Origin of the sequence: Burkholderia sp. MBR-1, from assembly GCF_013822785.1 — a bacterium.
In the GTDB taxonomy this organism is placed as follows: Bacteria; Pseudomonadota; Gammaproteobacteria; order Burkholderiales; family Burkholderiaceae; genus Burkholderia; species Burkholderia vietnamiensis.
The window spans coordinates 2,455,763-2,478,081 of sequence record NZ_CP053609.1 but is presented as its reverse complement, the minus strand read 5'-3'; the positions used below and the strand labels follow the sequence as shown (position 1 = coordinate 2,478,081).

Annotated in this window: 20 protein-coding genes; 16 read left to right on the top strand and 4 right to left on the bottom strand. The window is 66.7% G+C overall.

All coding sequences use genetic code 11. The features are described 5' to 3' along the window. Positions 1–44: 44 nt before the first annotated feature. Entirely contained in the window at positions 45–377 is a 333-nt protein-coding gene (locus MBR110_RS11350) for a YnfA family protein (RefSeq protein WP_059894796.1), read from the top strand. Positions 378–411: 34 nt separating this feature from the next. On the opposite strand, the gene dnaQ is transcribed toward MBR110_RS11350, so the two are convergent. The 3 genes from dnaQ to MBR110_RS11335 are packed head-to-tail and all read right to left on the bottom strand — an operon-like array spanning position 412 to position 2,437. Further along, the gene (gene dnaQ, locus MBR110_RS11345; RefSeq protein WP_059568519.1) at positions 412–1,146 is read right to left on the bottom strand and encodes a DNA polymerase III subunit epsilon; all 735 of its coding nucleotides are present in this window, start codon (positions 1,144–1,146) and stop codon (positions 412–414) included. A 38-nt stretch (positions 1,147–1,184) separates the two neighbouring features. Then, entirely contained in the window at positions 1,185–1,628 is a 444-nt protein-coding gene (gene rnhA, locus MBR110_RS11340; RefSeq protein WP_011884268.1) for a ribonuclease HI, read from the bottom strand. After that, the gene (locus tag MBR110_RS11335) at positions 1,625–2,437 is read right to left on the bottom strand and encodes a class I SAM-dependent methyltransferase (protein ID WP_011884269.1); all 813 of its coding nucleotides are present in this window, start codon (positions 2,435–2,437) and stop codon (positions 1,625–1,627) included. The genes rnhA and MBR110_RS11335 overlap by 4 nt, the downstream gene beginning before the upstream one ends. A gap of 18 nt (positions 2,438–2,455) precedes the next feature. Between MBR110_RS11335 and gloB the strand changes: the two genes are divergently transcribed. The 8 genes from gloB to MBR110_RS11295 all read left to right on the top strand — a co-directional run bounded on the left by gloB (position 2,456) and on the right by MBR110_RS11295 (position 12,990). Further along, positions 2,456–3,262, top strand: coding sequence for a hydroxyacylglutathione hydrolase (gene gloB / locus MBR110_RS11330; RefSeq protein WP_011884270.1), 807 nt, complete (start codon positions 2,456–2,458; stop codon positions 3,260–3,262). A gap of 151 nt (positions 3,263–3,413) precedes the next feature. Further along, a complete protein-coding gene (locus MBR110_RS11325) occupies positions 3,414–4,985 on the top strand; it encodes a transglycosylase SLT domain-containing protein (protein WP_011884271.1) in 1,572 nt (523 codons plus the stop codon). Between the two features lie 168 nt (positions 4,986–5,153). After that, positions 5,154–6,386, top strand: a complete 1,233-nt coding sequence (locus tag MBR110_RS11320; RefSeq protein ID WP_059734094.1) for an MFS transporter — start codon at positions 5,154–5,156, stop codon at positions 6,384–6,386. A 359-nt stretch (positions 6,387–6,745) separates the two neighbouring features. Beyond that, the gene (carA, locus tag MBR110_RS11315) at positions 6,746–7,891 is read left to right on the top strand and encodes a glutamine-hydrolyzing carbamoyl-phosphate synthase small subunit (RefSeq protein ID WP_011884273.1); all 1,146 of its coding nucleotides are present in this window, start codon (positions 6,746–6,748) and stop codon (positions 7,889–7,891) included. 46 nt (positions 7,892–7,937) lie between these two features. Continuing rightward, positions 7,938–8,618, top strand: coding sequence for a leucine efflux protein LeuE (leuE, locus tag MBR110_RS11310; RefSeq protein ID WP_059462292.1), 681 nt, complete (start codon positions 7,938–7,940; stop codon positions 8,616–8,618). Positions 8,619–8,667: 49 nt separating this feature from the next. After that, entirely contained in the window at positions 8,668–11,922 is a 3,255-nt protein-coding gene (gene carB, locus MBR110_RS11305; RefSeq protein WP_011884275.1) for a carbamoyl-phosphate synthase large subunit, read from the top strand. A 118-nt stretch (positions 11,923–12,040) separates the two neighbouring features. After that, positions 12,041–12,517 (top strand): transcription elongation factor GreA, encoded by a 477-nt coding sequence (gene greA, locus MBR110_RS11300; RefSeq protein WP_011884276.1) that lies wholly within the window; start codon positions 12,041–12,043, stop codon positions 12,515–12,517. A 14-nt stretch (positions 12,518–12,531) separates the two neighbouring features. Next, positions 12,532–12,990 (top strand): DUF4149 domain-containing protein, encoded by a 459-nt coding sequence (locus tag MBR110_RS11295; protein WP_059992372.1) that lies wholly within the window; start codon positions 12,532–12,534, stop codon positions 12,988–12,990. 57 nt (positions 12,991–13,047) lie between these two features. Here MBR110_RS11295 and MBR110_RS11290 read toward each other — a convergent pair whose 3' ends face one another. Beyond that, a complete protein-coding gene (locus MBR110_RS11290) occupies positions 13,048–13,572 on the bottom strand; it encodes a YhbY family RNA-binding protein (RefSeq protein WP_011884278.1) in 525 nt (174 codons plus the stop codon). 193 nt (positions 13,573–13,765) lie between these two features. Here MBR110_RS11290 and MBR110_RS11285 point away from each other — a divergent pair, with 193 nt between their 5' ends. From MBR110_RS11285 to pstA, 7 genes are all read left to right on the top strand, one after another. Then, positions 13,766–14,428 carry an RlmE family RNA methyltransferase gene (locus MBR110_RS11285; RefSeq protein ID WP_011884279.1) on the top strand — a complete coding sequence of 221 codons (663 nt, stop codon included), beginning with the start codon at positions 13,766–13,768 and terminating at the stop codon, positions 14,426–14,428. Between the two features lie 166 nt (positions 14,429–14,594). Further along, positions 14,595–16,490: an ATP-dependent zinc metalloprotease FtsH gene (gene ftsH, locus MBR110_RS11280; RefSeq protein ID WP_011884280.1), complete on the top strand. Its 1,896-nt coding sequence runs from the start codon at positions 14,595–14,597 to the stop codon at positions 16,488–16,490. A gap of 76 nt (positions 16,491–16,566) precedes the next feature. Further along, a complete protein-coding gene (gene folP / locus MBR110_RS11275) occupies positions 16,567–17,460 on the top strand; it encodes a dihydropteroate synthase (protein ID WP_014722814.1) in 894 nt (297 codons plus the stop codon). 36 nt (positions 17,461–17,496) lie between these two features. After that, positions 17,497–18,852, top strand: coding sequence for a phosphoglucosamine mutase (glmM, locus tag MBR110_RS11270; protein ID WP_011884282.1), 1,356 nt, complete (start codon positions 17,497–17,499; stop codon positions 18,850–18,852). 446 nt (positions 18,853–19,298) lie between these two features. Next, complete coding sequence (pstS, locus tag MBR110_RS11265; protein WP_014722815.1) at positions 19,299–20,333, top strand: phosphate ABC transporter substrate-binding protein PstS; 1,035 nt, start codon at positions 19,299–19,301, stop codon at positions 20,331–20,333. A 95-nt stretch (positions 20,334–20,428) separates the two neighbouring features. After that, entirely contained in the window at positions 20,429–21,415 is a 987-nt protein-coding gene (pstC, locus tag MBR110_RS11260) for a phosphate ABC transporter permease PstC (RefSeq protein ID WP_011884284.1), read from the top strand. Continuing rightward, positions 21,412–22,305, top strand: coding sequence for a phosphate ABC transporter permease PstA (gene pstA / locus MBR110_RS11255; RefSeq protein ID WP_011884285.1), 894 nt, complete (start codon positions 21,412–21,414; stop codon positions 22,303–22,305). Before pstC ends, pstA begins: the two co-directional genes overlap by 4 nt. The last annotated feature ends 14 nt before the right edge of the window (positions 22,306–22,319 follow it).

The following is a 22,319-nucleotide window of genomic DNA, read 5'->3' as shown; positions in this document are numbered from 1 at the left end:
CTCGCGGACCCTGCGCGACGGACGCTCATTCCAAGAGGAACCGGATGACCGAACTGATCAGGATCGCGGCATTGTTCGCCGTTACCGCAGTGGCCGAAATCGTGGGCTGCTACCTGCCGTGGCTCGTGCTGAAAGGCGGGCGGCCCGTGTGGCTGCTGGTGCCGGCAGCGCTGTCGCTGGCGCTGTTCGCGTGGCTCTTGACGCTGCATCCGAGCGCGGCGGGGCGCACCTACGCGGCGTATGGCGGCGTGTACATCGGCGTGGCGCTGCTGTGGCTGCGGGTCGTCGACGGCGTCGCGCTGACCCGCTGGGACGCGGCCGGCGCGGCGCTCGCGCTCGGCGGGATGGCGATGATCGCGCTGCAGCCGCGCACGTAGGCGCGGGTGCAGTGCAGCGGAGCGGTCGGATGCGTCAGGCCGCTTCGACGGCGTCCACTTCGGCGGACGTGCGCCAGACGCAGGTGCCCTTGACCGACTTGTCCAACTCGTCGAGCTGCGCCTGGTGCGCGGCGAGCTCGTCGTCGCCGGCCGCGACGACCGGCAGGTCGAGCGACGCGAGCGAGATGCGCTGGCCGTTCGCCGCGCCGCCATCGGCGCCTGCGTCGTCGAGCATGTCGATCACGAGGCTGTCCTGGCCGCGCGTCATCGCGAGATAGACCTCGGCGAGCAGCTCCGAGTCGAGCAGTGCGCCGTGCAGCGTGCGGTGCGCGTTGCTGATGCCGAACCGGTCGCACAGTGCGTCGAGCGAGTTGCGCTTGCCGGGGAACATCTGCTTGGCCTCGGCCAGCGTGTCGATCACGCCGTCGCAATGCTCGATGAACGGCGGCAGGCCGAGCCGCGCGAATTCGGCATCGAGGAACCCGAGGTCGAACGGTGCGTTGTGGATGATCAGCTCCGCGCCCTTCACGAAGTCGCGGATCTGGTCGGCGACTTCCGCGAACTTCGGCTTGTCGCTCAGAAACTCGGTGGTCAGCCCGTGCACGGCCAGCGCGCCCGGATCGCTGTCGCGCTCGGGGTTCACGTAGATGTGCAGGTTGTTGCCGGTGAGCCGCCGGTTCAGCAGCTCCACGCAGCCGATTTCGATCAGGCGATCGCCCGAGCGGGGATTGAGGCCGGTGGTTTCGGTATCGAGAATGATCTGGCGCATGTCGGATAAATCGGGAAAGACGGTAGGGCGGCCGGCGTTCAGGCCGCGAGGGATTCGACGCCGCGATTCGCGAGCGCGTCAGCGCGTTCGTTTTCGGGATGGCCCGCGTGGCCTTTCACCCAGCGCCACTCGATCTCGTGCTGCGCGACGAGCGCGTCGAGCCGCTTCCAGAGATCGGCGTTCTTCACCGGGGTCTTGGCCGCGGTGACCCAACCTTTTTTCTTCCAGCCGTGGATCCACTCGCTGATGCCTTTCTGCACGTACTGCGAGTCGGTATGGACGATCACGCGGCACGGGCGCTTCAGCGCCTCGAGCGCGGCGATCACGCCCATCAGCTCCATCCGGTTGTTGGTCGTGTTCGGCTCGCCGCCGAACAGCTCCTTTTCGCGGTCGCCGTAGCGCAGCAGTGCGCCCCAGCCGCCGGGGCCGGGGTTGCCCTTGCAGGCGCCGTCGGTATAGATGTCGATGGTGTCGATGGTCATGAATGTTCTTGATGGGTGGTCGGGGTGGCCGCCGGCGTGAGGCCCGGCGCGAGCACCGGCTTTTTCATCTTGATCGGGCCGATCAGGCGCATGCCGCGCACGCGCTTGACGGCCGTGACCATGTAGACGGCGCCGAAGATCGGCCACCAGCGGTCGCCGGCGGCTTCCATGAAGCCGTAGCGGGCCAGCCACTTGTCGGTGACGAGCGGCGGCCGGTAGCAGCCGAAGCGGCCGCGCTCGAGATCGAAGCCGAGCAGCTTGATCCAGTCCTTGAGCCGAATGAACGCGATCTGGTCGCGCGCGGCCGGCACGAACGGGCGGTTCGCCATGCGCCCGAACGATTGCCGCATGCCCCACAGGCTCAGTGAGTTGAAGCCGGTGATCACCAGCTGCCCTTCGGGCATCAGCACGCGTTCGGCCTCGCGCAGCAGCCGGTGCGGGTCGGACGTGAACTCGAGCGTGTGCGGCATCACGATCAGGTCGACGCTCTGCGACTCGAACGGCAGGTCGAGCAGGTCGCACCACGTGGTGCTGCGCTCGGCCGGCGCATGCTCGGGGGCGGATGCCTCGCGCGCCCACGGATACTGGTAGGGCGCGCTCGCGCCGCTGGCGGGATCGAGCACGAGACCGCGATACGGCATGCGGTTCTCGCGCAAGGCATCGAGCTGCGGCAGCCCGAGCTGCAGCGCGTGAAACCCGAACACGTCGGACACGATCCGGTCGAGCTGCGCCTGCTCCCAGCCCAGCACGTAGCGGCCGGGCGGCGAGTCGGTCCAGGCGGGCCAGTCTATAATTTGAGGATCGGACATAACGATGATTGCGCGCCCATGAACGAGCTGGAATACGTGCCGGTGCCGGCATTCGAAGACAACTACATCTGGCTCGTGTCGGACGGCCGCGATGCGATCGCCGTCGATCCGGGTGAAGCCGCGCCGGTACGCCGCGTTCTGGCGGAACGCGGCTGGCGGTTGACCGCTATTCTACTCACCCACCATCACGCCGACCATGTCGGCGGTGTCGCCGCCCTGCGCGATAGCCAGCCGGACGATGCGCCGCTCGTCGTATACGGCCCGGCCGCCGAGGCGATCGGCGTCGTGACGCGGCCGCTGGCCGGCGGCGCTCGCGTGACGCTCGACGCGCCGGCGCTCGCGTTCGACGTGCTCGACGTGCCGGGTCACACGCGCGGCCACATCGCGTATTTCCAGGCGGCCGGCCACGGCGCCGCCATCCCTCACGTGTTTTGCGGCGACACGCTGTTCTCGTGCGGCTGCGGCCGCCTGTTCGAAGGCACGCCCGCGCAGATGCTCGCGTCGCTGGATGCGCTCGCGGCGCTGCCCGGCGACACGCGCGTGCATTGTGCACACGAATACACGCTGTCGAACATCCGCTTCGCGCTCGCGTGCGAGCCGGGCAATGCGGCGCTCGCCGCGTGGCGCGACGACGCGCAGGCGCTGCGCGCGCGCGGGATGCCGACGCTGCCGACCACGATCGCGCACGAGCGCGCGGTGAACCCGTTCCTGCGCGCGGACAGCGCGGCGATCCACGCGACGCTCGAGGCCGAGTTGCACGAAACGGTGCCCGACCGGTTGGCGGCATTCACGCTGATGCGCGAATGGAAAAACCGCTTCCGATGACGCAATCGGGAGGACTCCATACCTCAGGCGCTACCTGTAAAAATTGCCCCAAACGTAGGATTTCGCTGAGTTTTCGGTGTTTTTATTGACGTGAAGCACGCACTTCCGTAGTATCGCCTGCAATTTCCAGCCGTCGGAAGCCGAGATTTTCATGCGACTTATATTGAGTGCGATGGTGGTCCTGCTGCTCGCCGCATGCGCGAGCCAGGGTCCTGTCGCCAACAACGCCGCCGATTCGCAGGCGGCGTCCAACTACCTCCGTAAATCAGCCACCGCGAAAGAAACCGTCGACGTCGACAAGCAGTCCGTCGGCGATCTGACCAGTGCGGATTCCGACCTGTGGGCGCGCATTCGCCGCGGCTTCCAGATGCCGGACCTGCAGAGCGACCTCGTCGACATGCAGACGACCTGGTACACGCAGCGTCCCGATTACGTGCAGCGCATGACCGAGCGCTCGCAGAAATATCTGTATCACATCGTCGAGGAGCTCGAGGCGCGCCACATGCCGACCGAGCTCGCGCTGCTGCCGTTCATCGAATCCGCCTACAACCCGCAGGCGCTGTCGGTCGCGAAGGCGGCCGGCATGTGGCAGTTCATGCCGGGCACGGGCCGCACGTACAACCTGAAGCGCAACATGTGGCAGGACGAGCGCCGCGACGTGCTGGCGTCGACGAGCGCCGCGCTCGATTACCTGTCGCGCCTGCACGACATGTTCGGCGACTGGTATCTGGCGCTGGCCGCATACAACTGGGGCGAGGGCAACGTGCAGCGCGCGATCGCGCGCAACCAGGCGGCCGGCCTGCCGACCGACTACCAGAACCTGCGGATGCCGAACGAGACGCGCAACTACGTGCCGAAGCTGCAGGCGGTGAAGAACATCATCGCCAATCCGCAGCAATTCGGTCTCGCGCTGCCGGACATTCCGAACCACCCGTACTTCGTGACCGTCACCACGTCGCGCGACATCGACGTGGCGGTGGCCGCCAAGCTCGCCAATCTGTCGCTCGACGAATTCCGCTCGCTGAACCCGTCGTTCTCGAAGCCGGTCATTCTCGGCGCGACCGAGCCGCAGATCCTGCTGCCGTTCGACAACGCGGCGGCGTTCGAGAAGAGCCTGAAGGCGTACAACGGTCAGCTGTCGTCGTGGACCACCTACACGGTCAGCGAACGCGCGCGGCCGGCTGCGATCGCCGAGAAGATCGGCGTCGACCCCGATACGCTGATGTCGGTCAACAAGATTCCGGCCGGCATGCGCCTGAAGCCGGGCTCGACGATCGTCGTGCCGCGCGGCGACGACGATGACGAGGACATCAGCGCCGACGTCGCCGAGAACGGCGTGCTGGCGATGGAACCCGACGTGCCCGACACGCGCAAGATGCTGATCCGCGTGCGCCGCAAGCAGTCGATGGCCGCGCTCGCCGGCCGCTACGGCGTGTCGGTCGGCCAGCTGAAGGCGTGGAATCGCACGCATCGCGACATCGCGATGCCGGGTCAGGCGCTGGTGCTGCACGTGCCGGTCGGCCGCGCGGTGCCGGCCGAGCCGGGCCCGGAGCGGATCGCGACGTCGGCGGCGGGCGCGCACATCGAGCGCGCGAGCCTGTCGGTGGGCGGCAAGTCGCGCGGCGGCAAGCATGCCGCGGCGAAGCCGGCTGCGCATGCGGCGAAGGCGGCGCCCGCGAAGGCAGCGCCGAAGGCCGCCGCGCACAAGGGCAAGAAGAAGTAACCCACGCGGCCGCGCGCGCAGCGCGCTGGCCCGGTCGGGCGGCGCGATTGCGCGACGATCCGACACGAAGCGACGCCGTCACCGAGGTGACGGCGTTTTCGTTTGTGCGCGGCGGCGGGCGAACGCTTCGCGCGGCAACCCGCGGCAACCGGTTGCGAGGAGAGGGCGATGTCGGCGGTGCAGATCAGGGTGCTCGCGCTGTTTGCGCTCGGCTATTTCGTGTCGTACGTGTTTCGCGGCGTCAATCTCGGCTTCGCGCCGTTCGTCACGCACGAGCTCGGGCTGTCGGCGGCCGATCTCGGGCTGCTCACCAGTCTCTATTTTCTCGGCTTCGCCGGCGCGCAGGTTCCGGCCGGCGTGCTGCTCGACCATTTCGGCCCGCGCCGCGTGGCGGCCGGGATGTTGCTGTTCGCGGCCGCCGGCGCGGCCGTGTTCGGCACAGCGCATGGTCTGGGTACGATGATGGTCGGCCGGCTGCTGATCGGCGTCGGCGTGTCGGTGTGTCTCGGTGCGGCCTTCAAGGCGCTCGCGCAGCATTTCCCGGTCAGCCGGCTGCCGCTCGTCAACGGGCTCGTGATGGCCGTCGGCGGCCTCGGCGGCGTCGCGGTGGGTTCGCCGCTCACCTGGCTGCTCGGTCTGACGAGCTGGCGCGCGATCTGCGGCGGGCTCGCGGCGCTGACGATCGTCGTCGCGGCCGCGATCGGCTGCGGCGCACCCGAGACCGCGCAGCCGCGCCACCAGGGCGGGCTCGTCAGCCAGTTCAAGGGCACGTGGCACATCCTCGCCAGTCGAGCGTTCTGGAAGATCTCGTCGTTCTCGATCGTCACGCAGGGCGTGTTCTACGCGATGCAGTCGCTGTGGGTCGGCCCGTATCTGCGCGATGTCGGGGGATTCGACGCGCAGCACGCGGCGCGGCTGGTGTCGGTGCTGGGCTTCGCGATGATGGCGGGGTGTGTCGGCTTCGGCGCGGCGGCGCGCGCGCTCGAGCGACGCGGCGTGTCGGTCCATGCGTTCTGCAGTGTCGGGATGGCGCTGTTCGTGGCGACGCAGGTCGCGATCGTCGCGCGTGCACCGCTGCCGCCCGCGCTGTTGTGGGCCGCCTACGGGATGTTCGGCGGCGTCGGCATCCTGACCTATGCGGTGCTCGCCGCCCATTTCCCCGCGCATCTGATCGGCCGCGCGAATACGACGCTCACGCTCGCCATCTTCGTGCTGATCTTTACGTTCCAGATCGGGATCGGTGTCGTGCTGTCGCGCTGGCCGGCAACCGACGGCCATTATCCGGCGAGCGCGCATGCGACGGCGTGGGGCGTGCTGCTCGTGCTGCAGTTCGCGAGCGCGGCGTGGTCCGCATGGCCCGCGCGCAGTGCTGGCAAGCGGGCCGATCCGGCAGTACGCTGAAGGGTGATGCGGCGGCGCAAACGGGGCCGCAGCAGCGGAGGCCACGGGCCGGCGATGGATGCGGCACGCGGCGCGCACGATCGGGCGCCCATGCCGATTGAAAATTAGGCCATTTTCGGACTATAATTTGAAAGTTTGTGCTGATCAACCTCGCACCCTAGCGCCTACCTCATTCACCCCGTTCATCCGCCGCACGCCGCCTGTCGGGCGATGCCGCGAAGCCTCGTGCGCGCTGCGCCGGCTTCGCGTGTCGACCACCCAGGGGCGTCAAGCCAGCGACCGACGCGCGTCCACGCAGCGCGGCGCTCGCGCGGCCGGGTAGACAGGTCGGCAGCAGGGTGTTCCCCAAGGAGCCTCCCGTGTTGCCGTCTTTTTCCCCCGCCTTGCTTGCACTCGCCGACGGCACGGTCTTTCGTGGTTATTCGATCGGGGCCGAAGGCCATACGATCGGTGAAGTCGTGTTCAACACCGCGATTACCGGCTATCAGGAAATCCTGACTGATCCGAGTTACGCGCGCCAGATCGTCACGCTCACCTACCCGCATATCGGCAACGTCGGTGTCAACGCCGAAGACGTCGAAGCCACGAAAGTCCATGCCGCCGGACTGATCATCCGCGATCTGCCGACGCTCGCCTCGAACTTCCGCAAGGAGCGCACGCTCGGCGATTACCTGCGCGACGAAGGCGTCGTCGCAATCGCCGGCATCGATACGCGCAAGCTGACGCGCATCCTGCGCGACAAGGGCGCGCAGAACGGCTGCATCCTCGCCGGCTCGGACGACGAAGCAAAGGCCGTCGAACTCGCGCGCTCGTTCCCCGGCCTGGCCGGCATGGACCTCGCGAAGGTCGTGTCGACCGCCAAGCCGTTCGAATGGAAGCAGACCGAATGGCGTCTCGGCAGCGGCTACGGCATGCAGCAGGCGCCGAAGTACCGCGTGGTCGCCTATGACTTCGGCGTCAAGTACAACATCCTGCGCATGCTCGCCGAGCGCGGCTGCCACGTGACGGTGCTGCCGGCCCAGGCGAGCGCCGCCGACGCACTCGCGCTGAATCCGGACGGCATCTTCCTGTCGAACGGCCCCGGCGATCCGGAGCCGTGCGACTACGCGATCGCGGCGGCCAGGGAATTCATCGAGCGCGGCGTGCCGACCTTCGGCATCTGCCTCGGCCATCAGATCATGGGCCTCGCGGTCGGCGCGAAGACGCTGAAGATGAAGACGGGCCACCACGGCGCGAACCACCCGGTGAAGGATCTCGGCGACGGTCGCGTGGTGATCACGTCGCAGAACCACGGCTTCGCGGTCGATGCGGATTCGCTGCCCGCGAACGCGCGCGTGACCCACGTGTCGCTGTTCGACGGCACGCTGCAGGGCTTCGAGCTGACCGACAAGCCGGCGTTCTGCTTCCAGGGCCACCCGGAAGCGTCGCCCGGCCCGCACGACATCGCGTACCTGTTCGACCGTTTCACCGCACTGATGGACGCGGCGAAGCAGCGCAGCGCCTGACGCGATAGAAGCAACCGAAGCAAACGAAGAACGGGAGAGTCGCATCATGTTCGGCCACGCACTCGGCATCACCGATATCTGGACCTACGTGTTCGGCGTGGTGTTCATCATCCTGCTGCCGGGGCCGAACTCGATGTACGTGCTGTCGCTCGCCGCGCAGCGCGGCGTGAAGGCCGGCTATCGCGCGGCCTGCGGCGTGTTCGTCGGCGACACGGTCCTGATGGTGCTGTCGGCCGCCGGCGTCGCGTCGCTGCTGAAGGCGAACCCGCTGCTGTTCTCGGTCGTCAAGTACGGCGGCGCCGCGTATCTGCTGTACATCGGCGCCGGGATGCTGCGCAGCGCGTGGCGTAAGCTGCGCGCGGGCGCGGACGCCGCGGCCGACACGACCGACGCGCCGCAGCCGCCCGCCGGCGAGCGCTCGTTCGACACGCCGTTTCGCAAGGCGCTGGTCGTGAGCCTGCTGAACCCGAAGGCGATCCTGTTCTTCATCTCGTTCTTCATCCAGTTCGTCGACCCGGCATTCCCGCATCCCGCGCTGTCGTTCGTCGTGCTCGGGGCGATCGCGCAAAGCGCGAGCTTCCTGTACCTGAGCACGCTGATCTTCGCGGGCGCACGGCTCGCCGAGCATTTCCGTCGTCGCCGCAAGCTCGCGGCCGGCGCGGCGAGCAGCGTGGGCGGCCTGTTCATCGGTTTCTCGGTCAAGCTCGCGCTTGCCACCATGAGCTGAGCGCGGCCCGCCGACCCACGACAAAGATTACTTACTGAATTCACAAGCCATGCCAAAACGCACAGACATCAAAAGCATCCTCATCATCGGCGCCGGCCCGATCATCATCGGCCAGGCGTGCGAGTTCGACTACTCGGGCGCACAGGCATGCAAGGCGCTGCGTGAGGAGGGCTACAAGGTCGTTCTCGTCAACAGCAACCCGGCGACGATCATGACCGACCCGAACACGGCCGACGTCACGTACATCGAGCCGATCACGTGGGAAGTCGTCGCCCGCATCATCGAGAAGGAGCGCCCCGACGCGATCCTGCCGACGATGGGCGGCCAGACCGCGCTGAACTGCGCGCTGGACCTGCATCACCACGGCGTGCTCGAGAAGTTCGGCGTCGAGCTGATCGGCGCGTCGCCGGAGGCGATCGACAAGGCCGAAGACCGCCAGAAGTTCAAGGAAGCGATGACCAAGATCGGGCTCGGCTCCGCGAAGTCGGGCATCGCGCACTCGATGGAAGAAGCGACGAAGGTGCACGCCGAGATCATGGCGGAGACGGGCGGCAGCGGCTACCCGGTCGTGATCCGTCCGTCGTTCACGCTCGGCGGCTCCGGCGGCGGCATCGCGTACAACCGCGAGGAATTCGAGGAAATCTGCAAGCGCGGCCTCGACCTGTCGCCGACGCGCGAGCTGCTGATCGAAGAGTCGCTGCTCGGCTGGAAGGAATACGAGATGGAAGTCGTGCGCGACCGCGCCGACAACTGCATCATCGTGTGCTCGATCGAAAACCTCGACCCGATGGGCGTGCATACCGGCGACTCGATCACGGTCGCGCCGGCGCAGACGCTGACCGACAAGGAATACCAGATCCTGCGTAACGCATCGCTCGCGGTGCTGCGCGAGATCGGCGTCGATACGGGCGGCTCGAACGTGCAGTTCTCGATCAACCCGAAGGACGGCCGCATGGTCGTCATCGAGATGAACCCGCGCGTGTCGCGTTCGTCGGCGCTCGCGTCGAAGGCAACCGGCTTCCCGATCGCGAAGGTCGCGGCGAAGCTGGCGGTCGGCTACACGCTCGACGAGCTGAAGAACGAAATCACCGGCGGCCAGACGCCGGCGTCGTTCGAGCCGACGATCGACTACGTCGTCACGAAGATCCCGCGTTTCGCGTTCGAGAAGTTCCGTGAGGCCGATTCGCGCCTGACCACGCAGATGAAGTCGGTCGGCGAAGTGATGGCGATCGGCCGCACCTTCCAGGAGTCGTTCCAGAAGGCGCTGCGCGGCCTCGAAGTCGGCGTCGACGGGCTCGACGAGAAGTCGACCGACCGCGACGAGATCGCAATCCAGATCCACGAGCCGGGCCCGGACCGGATCTGGTACGTCGGCGACGCGTTCCGCATCGGCATGACGGCCGAAGAGATCTTCGCTGAAACGTCGATCGATCCGTGGTTCCTCGCGCAGATCGAGCAGATCATCCTGAAGGAGAAGGCGCTGTCGGGCCGCACGCTCGCGTCGCTGACGTTCGACGAGCTGCGCTTCCTGAAGCAGAGCGGCTTCTCGGACCGGCGCCTCGCGAAGCTGCTCGGCGCGACGCCGGAAGACGTGCGCCGCCGCCGCGTGGAGCTGAACGTGCGCCCGGTCTACAAGCGCGTCGACACCTGCGCGGCCGAGTTCGCGACCAAGACGGCCTACATGTACTCGACCTACGAGGAAGAGTGCGAGGCGCAGCCGACCACCAACAAGAAGATCATGGTGCTGGGCGGCGGCCCGAACCGGATCGGCCAGGGCATCGAGTTCGACTACTGCTGCGTGCACGCGGCGCTCGCGATGCGCGAGGACGGTTACGAAACGATCATGGTCAACTGCAACCCGGAAACGGTGTCGACCGACTACGACACGTCCGACCGCCTGTACTTCGAGCCGCTGACGCTCGAAGACGTGCTCGAGATCGTCGACAAGGAAAAGCCGGTCGGCGTGATCGTGCAGTACGGCGGCCAGACGCCGCTGAAGCTCGCGCTCGACCTCGAGGCGCACGGCGTGCCGATCGTCGGCACGTCGCCGGACATGATCGACGCGGCCGAAGACCGCGAGCGCTTCCAGAAGCTGCTGCAGGACCTCGGCCTGCGCCAGCCGCCGAACCGCACGGCCCGCGCCGAAGAAGAGGCGCTCGCGCTGGCGGCCGAAATCGGCTATCCGCTGGTCGTGCGCCCGTCGTACGTGCTGGGCGGCCGCGCGATGGAAATCGTGCACGAGCCGCGCGACCTCGAGCGCTACATGCGCGAGGCCGTGAAGGTGTCGAACGATTCGCCGGTGCTGCTCGACCGCTTCCTGAACGACGCGATCGAATGCGACGTCGACTGCATCTGCGACGGCGAAGCGGTGTTCATCGGCGGCGTGATGGAGCACATCGAGCAGGCGGGCGTCCACTCGGGCGACTCGGCATGCTCGCTGCCGCCGTACTCGCTGTCGAAGGAAACCGTGGCCGAGCTGAAGCGCCAGACCGGCGCGATGGCCAAGGCGCTGAACGTGGTCGGCCTGATGAACGTGCAGTTCGCGATCCAGCAGGTGCCGCAGGCGGACGGTTCGAAGCAGGACGTCATCTACGTGCTCGAAGTGAACCCGCGCGCGTCGCGCACGGTGCCGTACGTGTCGAAGGCGACCAGCCTGCCGCTCGCGAAGATCGCGGCGCGCGCGATGGTCGGCCAGAAGCTCGCGCAGCAGGGCGTGACGAAGGAAGTCGAGCCGCCGTACTTCAGCGTGAAGGAAGCGGTGTTCCCGTTCGTCAAGTTCCCGACCGTCGACCCGGTCCTCGGGCCGGAAATGCGTTCGACCGGCGAAGTGATGGGCGTCGGCCGCACGTTCGGCGAGGCGCTGTTCAAGTCGCAGCTCGCGGCCGGCTCGCGCCTGCCGGAGTCGGGCACGGTGCTGCTGACCGTGATGGATGCGGACAAGCCGAAGGCCGTCGAAGTCGCGCGCATGCTGCACGACCTCGGCTATCCGATCGTCGCGACCAAGGGCACGGCCGCCGCGATCGAAGCGGCCGGCGTGCCGGTGAAGGTCGTGAACAAGGTGAAGGACGGTCGTCCGCACATCGTCGACATGATCAAGAACGGCGAGATCGCACTCGTCTTCACGACGGTCGACGAGACGCGTCAGGCGATCGCCGATTCGCGCTCGATCCGCATGAGCGCGCAGGCGCACAAGGTCACGTACTACACGACGATGTCGGGCGCGCGCGCGGCGGTGGAAGGCCTGCGCTACCTGAAGGATCTGGAAGTCTATGATTTACAAGGTCTTCACGCTCGCCTAAACTAAGCGTTCAGTTACCTGTCGAAGCAACACGTGCCGCGGTTAAGCGGTGTTTCCGGTTCGCCGGAAACGCGCTTAATCGCGGTGATTTTTTTTATAGCCGTTTTTAGCGATTGACCCGTTTATGAGCACCATTCCGTTGACAAAGCGTGGCGCAGAGCAACTGCGCGATGAATTGCAGCGCCTCAAGTCCGTCGAGCGGCCGGCCGTGATCAATGCGATCGCCGAGGCCCGCGCACAGGGCGATCTGTCCGAAAACGCCGAATACGACGCCGCGAAGGAAAAGCAGGGCTTCATCGAGGGCCGCATCGCGGAAATCGAATCGAAGCTGTCCGCCGCGCAGGTCATCGATCCCACCGTGCTCGACGCCGAAGGCCGCGTGGTGTTTGCGTCGACCGTCGAACTCGAGGATCTCGAGTCGGGCGACACCGTCAAGTACCAGATCGTCGGCGACGACGAAGCCGACATCGATCACGGCCTGATTTCGGTCAGCTCGCCGATCGCACGTGCGCTGATCGGCAAGAGCGAAGGCGACGTCGCGGCCGTGCAGGCGCCGGGCGGCGTGCGCGAATACGAGATCATCTCGGTCAGTTACATCTGAAGCGGGGCAACGTGATGCCGCATCGCGTGTTCCGTTTGCTGTCGGCCGTATGGGTCGGCAGCCTGCTGACGATCGGGTATGCGGTCGCACCCGTGCTGTTCAGGACGCTGGAGCGGATGACGGCCGGTTCGGTCGCCGCCCAGCTGTTTCGTATCGAGGCGATTCTCGGTGTCGTGTGCGGCGTGTTGCTGCTCACGCTGTCGAACCAGCAGGTGCGGCGCGGCAGCGGCGATTATCGGCGCGTGCGCTGGATCGTCGCCGCGATGATCGCGTGCGTGCTGATCGGCTATTTTGCGCTGCAGCCGTTCATGAATGCGCTGCGGGTGGCCGCGATGGATGCGGGCACCGATATCGCGAACTCGCCGTACGCGAGCCGCTTCGGGATGCTGCACGGCGTCTCGAGCCTGTTCTATCTGGTCGAGAGCGTGCTGGGGCTGATGCTGATCTGGCGTTTGCCGGCGCGCGACGCGTAAGCGACCAATGACCAAACGGCCGGCACGACACGGGACACCCCGTGCCGCGCGCCGGTGTTACTTGCCCTGGTGCGGCCGCTTCGTGCTGGCCTGACGCTTTTTCGCACGCTTCACGGTGCCGCCCGCGGTCACGCGCTCGTTGCCGCGCACGAGGACCTTGACCGGCTTCGGGCGACGCACGGGGCTCGCGTTCGGCGACACCTTGACGACCTTCACGGTGCGCGGCGCACGGCCTTTGCGATCCTCGGCGGCTTCGGCTGCGCTCGGCAGCGCGCCGGCGCGGCGGCGGGACGGGGCGGCCACGGGCGCCTCGGGCTTCCAGATCACCAGCAGCTTGCCGATGTGCTGGATCGGCGCCGCGTTCAGGCGATCGCAGATCTCGTCGTAAATCGCGACGCGCTCGTCGCGCTCGTCGCCGAACACGCGGATCTTGATCAGCTGGTGGGCGGCAAGGTGGACCTTGATTTCCTTCAGCACGGCGTCGGTGAGCCCCTCGGCGCCGATCAGCACGACGGGCTTGAGCGCATGGGCCTGGGAGCGCAGCGCGGAGCGCTCGGCGGGGGAAAGCGAAAGGGCGGGCATGGAAATGTCGAAATCTAAATAAGGGCGCGCTGCATCAGATGCGAACGCGGTAAGTTACCGCGTCAGCCGCGCGCCGAAACCACGTAAAATCGCGGCTTGGGCCCCGAAAGGGGCCGCAGCCGCGCGAATAAGACGCGTATTATCCGCCAAAAGCCCGGCTTCACGAAGCAAATAGCAGCAATCACTCTCTCGAATGGCAAAAAACCGCTTTAACCAGCACTGGCTGCACGATCACATCAACGACCCGTACGTCAAAATGGCGCAGCGGGAGGGCTATCGCGCGCGCGCGGCGTACAAGCTCAAGGAAATCGACGAGCAGGACAAGCTGATCCGTCCGGGTCAGGTGATCGTCGATCTCGGCGCCGCGCCCGGCAGCTGGAGCCAGTACGCGCGCAACAAGCTCGCGCAGGGCAAGCAGCGCGACGCGCAGCGCGAAGGCGGCATCGACGGCACGATCATCGCGCTCGACCTCCTGCCGATGGAGCCCATCGCCGACGTGCACTTCCTGCAGGGCGACTTCCGCGAGGACGACGTGCTGCATCAGCTCGAAGGCGTGCTCGAAGGTCGGCCGGTGGATCTTGTTATTTCCGACATGGCCCCCAACCTGTCCGGAGTGGCGTCGGCAGACGCCGCGCGCATCGAGCACATCTGCGATCTGGCGCTCGAGTTCGCGCAGAATCACCTGAAGCCGGAGGGCGCGCTGCTCGTGAAGTGTTTCCACGGCAGCGGCTACAGCCAGATCGTCGAAAAGTTCAAACAGCAGTTTAAGGTCGTCGCACCACGCAAACCCAAGGCGTCTCGCGACAAGTCGTCCGAAACGTTCATTTTGGGTCGGCAGCTCAAGCATCCGCGGTGACGCGGAGCGGGATGCCGCAAACGGGCTCCGGCCCTTGCCAGACAAGCGCAGCGCTATCGTGGCGTTTGTCAATGCTTATGGCAGGGGTGGTCGGACTGGATTAGAATGACCGAGGAGCGCCGCAAGGAAAATGTAGGCGCTCGTCTACGAGTGAAGGAGTGGTGCTTTGAACAACAATATGTTTTCGAAGGCAGCAGTGTGGCTGGTGATTGCACTGGTGCTGTTTACAGTGTTCAAGCAGTTCGACAAGCCCCGCGTCCAGGAAGGTGTGTCCTATTCGCAGTTCATGGACGACGCCAAGAACGGCAAGGTCAAGAACGTCGTCGTGCAGGGGCGCAACCTCACCGTCACTCCGGCTGATGGCCAGAAATACCAGATCGTGTCGCCCGGCGACATCTGGATGGTCGGCGATCTGATGAAGTACGGCGTGCAGGTCAGCGGCAAGGCCGACGACGAGCCCAATGCGCTGATGTCCGCGCTGTATTACCTCGGGCCGACGATCCTCATCATCGTGTTCTGGTTCTACATGATGAGACAGATGCAGGGAGGCGGCAAAGGCGGCGCATTCTCGTTCGGCAAATCGCGCGCGCGTCTGATCGACGAGAACAACAACGCAGTCAACTTCTCCGACGTCGCGGGCTGCGACGAAGCGAAGGAAGAGGTGTCCGAGCTCGTCGACTTCCTGCGCGACCCGCAGAAATTCCAGAAGCTGGGCGGCCGCATTCCGCGCGGCGTGCTGCTGGTCGGCCCTCCGGGTACCGGCAAGACGCTGCTCGCTCGCGCGATCGCCGGTGAAGCGAAGGTGCCGTTCTTCAGCATCTCGGGTTCCGACTTCGTCGAAATGTTCGTCGGCGTGGGCGCGGCCCGCGTGCGCGACATGTTCGAGCAGGCGAAGAAGCACGCACCGTGCATCGTGTTCATCGACGAAATCGACGCGGTCGGTCGCCATCGCGGCGCCGGCATGGGCGGCGGCAACGACGAACGCGAGCAGACGTTGAACCAGATGCTGGTCGAGATGGACGGCTTCGAGGCGAACTCGGGCGTGATCGTGATCGCCGCGACGAACCGCTCCGACGTGCTCGACAAGGCGCTGCTGCGCCCGGGCCGTTTCGACCGTCAGGTCTATGTCGGGCTGCCGGACATCCGCGGCCGCGAGCAGATCATGCGCGTGCACCTGCGCAAGGTGCCGATCGCCAACGACGTCGACGCAGCCGTCATCGCACGCGGCACGCCGGGCTTCTCGGGCGCCGACCTCGCGAACCTCGTCAACGAAGCGGCGCTGTTCGCCGCACGCCGCGGCAAGCGGATCGTCGAGATGCAGGATTTCGAGGACGCGAAGGACAAGATTTTCATGGGTCCGGAGCGCAAGTCGGCCGTCATTCGCGAGGAAGCGAAGCGGGCGACGGCTTATCACGAGTCGGGCCATGCGGTCATCGCCAAGCTGCTGCCGAAGGCCGACCCGGTGCACAAGGTCACGATCATCCCGCGCGGTCGCGCGCTGGGCGTCACGTGGCAGCTGCCGGAGCATGACAACGAAACGTACTCGAAGGATTATCTGCTCGACCGTCTGGCGATCCTGTTCGGCGGCCGCGTGGCCGAGGAGCTGTTCCTGAACCTGATCAGCACCGGCGCGTCGGACGACTTCAACAAGGCGACGCAGACGGCGCGCGCGATGGTCGCCCGGTTCGGGATGACCGATGCGCTCGGGCCGATGGTCTACGTCGACGACGAGAGCGACAACGGCCCGTTCGGGCGCGGCTTCACGCGCACGATCTCGGAAGCGACGCAACAGAAGGTCGACGGCGAAATCCGCCGCGTGCTCGACGAGCAGTACAACCTCGCGCGGCGCCTGCTCGAAGAGAACCGCGACAAGGTCGAGGCAATGACGGCCGCGCTGATGGAGTGGGAAACGATCGACGCCGATCAGATCAACGACATCATGGAAGGGCGCCCGCCGCGCTCGCCGAAGAGTTCGCCGGCGGTCGGCGGTGACTCGTCGGGCGGCGGCACGACCGCCGAGGTGAAGACCGGCAACGCGCCGGCGCCGGCTTCCCCGGCCTGACCTTCGTAGTCGCTCCGTTCACGGGCTGGTGTGGCTTCACACCGGCCCGTTTTGCATTCATCAACGCATCGCTCCCGTGTCCGAATCCGCAGTCAGCGTATCCGCTCCCGCGCCGCTCCAGTGCGGCCGCTTCTCGCTCACCTTCGAGCGCCCGCTCGTGATGGGCATCCTCAACGCCACACCCGATTCGTTCTCCGACGGCGGCCGCTTCCTCGCGCGCGACGATGCGTTGCGCCAGGCCGAGCGGATGGTCGCCGACGGTGTCGATCTGATCGACATCGGCGGCGAATCGACGCGCCCCGGCGCGCCGCCCGTGCCGCTCGACGAGGAGCTCGCGCGCGTGATCCCGCTCGTCGAAGCGTTGCGCCCGCTCGACGTGCCGCTGTCGATCGACACGTACAAACCGGCGGTGATGCGCGCGGCGCTCGCGGCCGGCGCCGACCTGATCAACGACATCTGGGGGTTCCGACAGCCGGGCGCGATCGATGCGGTGCGCGACGGCAACTGCGGGTTGTGCGCGATGCACATGCTCGGCGAGCCGCAGACCATGCAGGTGGGCGAGCCGGACTACGACGACGTCGTCGTCGACGTGCACGACTTTCTCGCCGCGCGCGCGCAGGCGCTGCGCGATGCGGGCATCGCGCCGCAGCGGATCTGCGTCGACCCGGGCTTCGGCTTCGGCAAGGCGGTGATCGACGACAACTACGCGCTGCTGGCCGCGTTGCCCGACACGGCGCCGCTGCGGCCCGACGGGCGCGCCTATCCGATCCTCGCGGGCATGTCGCGCAAGTCGATGCTCGGCGCGGTGATCGGCGGCAAGCCGCCGCTCGAGCGCGTCGCGGCGAGCGTGGCGGCGGCCGTGTGCGCGGTCGCACGCGGCGCCGCGATCGTGCGCGTGCACGACGTGGCCGCGACGGTCGATGCATTGAAAGTTTGGAACGCCGTGCGCGAAGCCGCGCGGCAACGATAAGTCAGTGTTCAGGAAAGACGAAGGAGGAAGGTTCGCATGGGACGTCGATATTTCGGCACGGACGGCATTCGCGGGACGGTCGGCGATACGCCGATCACGCCCGATTTCGTGTTGCGTCTCGGCTATGCCGCGGGCAAGGTGCTGGCCGGTGCCGCGGACGGCGCGACGGGCGCGCGACCGACGGTGCTGATCGGCAAGGACACGCGCGTGTCGGGCTACATGCTCGAGGCGGCGCTCGAGGCCGGCTTCTCGGCGGCGGGCGTCGACGTGATGCTGGCCGGCCCGATGCCGACGCCGGGTGTCGCATATCTGACGCGCGCGCTGCGGCTGTCGGCCGGCGTCGTGATCAGCGCTTCGCACAACCCGTATCAGGACAACGGCATCAAGTTCTTCTCGGCCGACGGCAACAAGCTGCCCGACGAAACCGAGGCCGAGATCGAAGCCTGGCTCGACAAGCCGCTCGAATGCGCATCGTCGGACCGGCTCGGCAAGGCGCGCCGGCTCGACGACGCGGCCGGCCGCTACATCGAGTTCTGCAAGAGCACGTTCCCGGCCGCCTACGATCTGCGCGGGCTGAAGCTCGTGATCGACTGCGCGCACGGCGCCGCCTACCAGATCGCGCCGCACGTGTTCCACGAACTCGGCGCGGACGTGATCCCGATCGGCGTCGCGCCGAACGGCTTCAACATCAACGACGGCGTCGGCGCGACGGCGCCCGACGCGCTGGTGCGCGCGGTGCGCGCGAACCATGCCGATCTCGGCATCGCGCTCGACGGCGATGCGGACCGCCTGCAGGTCGTCGATTCGAGCGGCCGGCTGTTCAACGGCGACGAGCTGCTCTACGTGCTCGTTAAGGACCGCATCGCGACGGCCGGCAAGGTCGAGGGCGCGGTCGGCACGCTGATGACGAACCTCGCGGTCGAGGTCGCGCTGCAGCGCGAAGGCGTCGAATTCGTGCGGGCGGCGGTCGGCGACCGCTATGTGCTCGAACAGCTGCGCGAGCGCGGCTGGCAGCTCGGCGCTGAAGGCTCGGGCCACATCCTGTCGCTCGACCGTCATTCGACCGGCGACGGCATCGTGTCGGCGCTGCTGGTGCTGGCCGCGCTCAAGCGCAGCGGCCGCACGCTCGCGCAGATGCTCGACGGCGTCACGCTGTTCCCGCAGAAGCTGATCAACGTGCGGATGAAGCCGGGCGCCGACTGGAAGGGCAGCGCATCGATCCGCGCCGCGATCGACGCGGCCGAGAGCGCACTGGCGGGCCATGGCCGCGTGCTGATCCGCGCCTCGGGTACCGAGCCGGTGCTGCGCGTGATGGTCGAGGCGCAGCAGGCGGCCGACGCGACGCGCCACGCGGAAGCGATCGCGGACGCCGTGCGCGAAGCGACGAGCTGAGCGAGGCGGGCGGCCGGCACGCGTGACGATTCGATCGCGCATGCCGGCTGAACGATGGCCGAGCTACCGTGAGCGTCGTCAATTCGTCAGACGCAAAGGTTTGCGCTAATAAATAGAGGACGCTCTCGATGGCGTCCTTCGTACTCGATGAAGTCTTCTGCGCCCAACCGGAAGACGAGCGCGCACCGGGCGGTGCGCGATGCGGGAAGCGGCGCGCCCTGCGCCGCACACTGCCCGAAACGGGGCGCGGCCACTCCGCGCAACGGGCAATTCTTGCCGCTTTTCCCAGCGCGCCGCGCGCGTACACGGGCTCGCGCTTCACCGAATATCACCTTTCAAGCAGTCATGTTACTGTCACGCCAGTTTCATTCATTGTCACATTACCGTCATGAGGAGCCCCTAACCTTCGCGGTGCCGTAGTCATCCGCTCACACACTGGAGGTCTCATGAAATTGATGCAAACCGCGATTGCTGGCCTGGCTGGCGCACTTTTCGCAGTTGCTGCGCACGCTGCCGACATCACGGGCGCAGGCAGCACGTTCGCTATGCCGATCTATACGAAATGGGCTGCCGACTACCAGCAGTCGGGCGGCGCGAAGGTGAACTACCAAGGTATCGGCTCGTCGGGCGGCCTGAAGCAGATCATCGCGAAGACGGTCGATTTTGCCGGCTCGGACGCTCCGCTGAAGGATGAAGACCTCGCGAAGGACGGCCTGTTCCAGTTCCCGACGGTGGTCGGCGGCGTGGTGCCGGTCGTCAACGTGCCGGGCGTGAAGGCCGGCGAACTGACGCTGTCGGGCCCGGTGCTCGGCGACATCTACCTCGGCAAGATCAAGAAGTGGAACGACCCGGCGATCGCCGCGCTGAACCCGAAGGTCAAGCTGCCGGATACGGACATCGCGGTCGTGCGCCGCGCCGACGGCTCGGGCACGAGCTTCATCTGGACGAACTACCTGTCGAAGGTCAACGACGAGTGGAAGTCGAAGATCGGCGAAGGCACGACGGTCAACTGGCCGACGGGCACGGGCGGCAAGGGTAACGACGGCGTCGCGGCGTTCGTGCAGCGCCTGCCGGGCGCGATCGGCTACGTCGAATGGGCGTACGCGAAGAAGAACAACATGATCTACACCGCCCTGAAGAACTCGACGGGCACGGTGGTCGAGCCGAAGACGGAAACGTTCAAGGCCGCTGCAGCCGGCGCGAACTGGTCGAAGTCGTTCTACCAGATCCTGACGAACCAGCCGGGCAAGGAAGCATGGCCGGTCGTCGGCGCGACGTTCGTGCTGCTGCACGCGAAGCAGGACAAGCCGGAGCAGGGCGCCGAAACGCTGAAGTTCTTCAGCTGGGCGTTCAAGAACGGCGAGAAGGCAGCGGACAGCCTCGACTACATCTCGCTGCCGCCGGCAGTCGAAGCGGAAATCCGCAAGCAGTGGAAGACCAAGGTGACGGACGCAGCGGGCAAGCCGGTCGCCACCGAGTAAGCAGCAGAGCGGTTCGCTGCCCGGCCGTGCCGGCCGGGCAGTGCGTGCGGTAAGGCCGGGCGTCACGGCGCCCGGCGATCCACAACAGGCACCCAATGTCTGACACTTCCTACACGTCCTTCCGGTCCCCCGATGCCGCGCAGCAACGCGCGCCCGGCCGCCTCGGAGACGTTCTGTTCGGCGGCCTCGCATGGCTTGCCGCGATCGTGACCCTGCTGCTGCTGGGCGGGATCATCGTTTCCCTGATCTTTGCGTCGCTGCCGACCATCGAGAAGTTCGGCTTCGGCTTTTTGTGGCAATCTGAGTGGGATCCGAACTCGGATGTGTTCGGCGCCCTCGTGCCCATCTACGGCACGATCGTGACGTCGATCATCGCCCTCGTCATCGCGGTGCCGGTCAGCTTCGGCATCGCGCTGTTCCTCACCGAGCTGTCGCCCGTGTGGCTGCGCCGCCCGCTCGGCATCGCGATCGAGCTGCTCGCCGCGATCCCGTCGATCGTCTACGGGATGTGGGGCCTGCTCATATTCGCGCCGATCTTCGCGGAATACTTCCAGAAGCCGATCGGCCGCCTGTTCAAGGACGTGTGGGTACTCGGCCCGCTGACGTCCGGCCCGCCGATCGGGATCGGCATCCTCGCGGCCGGCGTGATCCTCGCGATCATGATCATCCCGTACATCGCGTCGGTGATGCGCGACGTGTTCGAAGTCACGCCCGTGCTGCTGAAGGAATCGGCCTACGGGATCGGCTGCACGACCTGGGAAGTGATGTGGAAGGTCGTGCTGCCCTATACGAAGACCGGCGTGATCGGCGGCGTGATGCTGGGCCTCGGCCGCGCGCTCGGCGAAACGATGGCCGTGACCTTCGTGATCGGCAACACGAACCTGCTCGACAGCGTGTCGCTGTTCGCGCCGGGCAACAGCATCACGTCGGCGCTCGCGAACGAATTCGCGGAAGCGCAACCGGGCCTGCATACGTCCGCGCTGATGGAACTCGGGCTGATCCTGTTCGTGATCACGTTCATCGTGCTGTCCATCTCCAAACTGCTGCTGCTTCGTCTCGAGAAGGGAGAGGGCAAGAAATGAGTCAGCCCATCATGAATTTCCCCGGCCCGGACGGCGCCGTGCTCGAAGCGATGCGCAGCCGCCTGCAGCGCAAGCGCAAGGCGATCAACGCGATCGCGCTGACCGCGTCGCTCGGCGCGATGGCGTTCGGCCTGCTGTGGCTCGTGTGGATTCTGTACACGACGGTGCACCTCGGTATCGGCGGCCTGTCGCTGCAACTGTTCACCGAATCGACGCCGGCGCCGAACACGACCGGCGGCGGTCTCGCCAACGCGATCGTCGGCAGCCTGCTGCTGTGCGGCTTCGGCACGCTGGTCGGCACGCCGATCGGCATCCTCGCGGGCGTCTATCTCGCCGAATACGGCCAGAAGAACCTGCTCGCGAGCACGATCCGCTTCATCAACGACATCCTGCTGTCGGCGCCGTCGATCGTGATCGGCCTGTTCGTGTATGCGATCGTCGTCGCGAAGTCCGGGCGCTTCTCGGGCTGGGCCGGCGTGATCGCGCTCGCGCTGCTGCAGATTCCGATCGTGATCCGCACGACCGAGAACATGCTGAAGCTGGTGCCGAACGCGCTGCGCGAAGCAGCGGTCGCGCTCGGCACGCCGAAGTGGCGCATGGTGATGAAGATCACGCTGCGCGCCTCGGTGGGCGGGATCGTGACCGGCGTGCTGCTCGCGGTCGCGCGGATCGCCGGCGAAACCGCGCCGCTGCTGTTCACCGCGCTGTCGAACCAGTTCTTCTCGTGGGACATGAGCCAGCCGATGGCCAACCTGCCCGTCACGATCTACAAGTTCGCGATGAGCCCGTTCGCGGAATGGCAATCGCTCGCGTGGGCGGGCGTGTTCCTGATTACGCTCGGTGTGCTCGGACTCAACATCCTGGCGCGCTCGATCTTCTCGAAAAAGTAACGGCGGAGCAATCC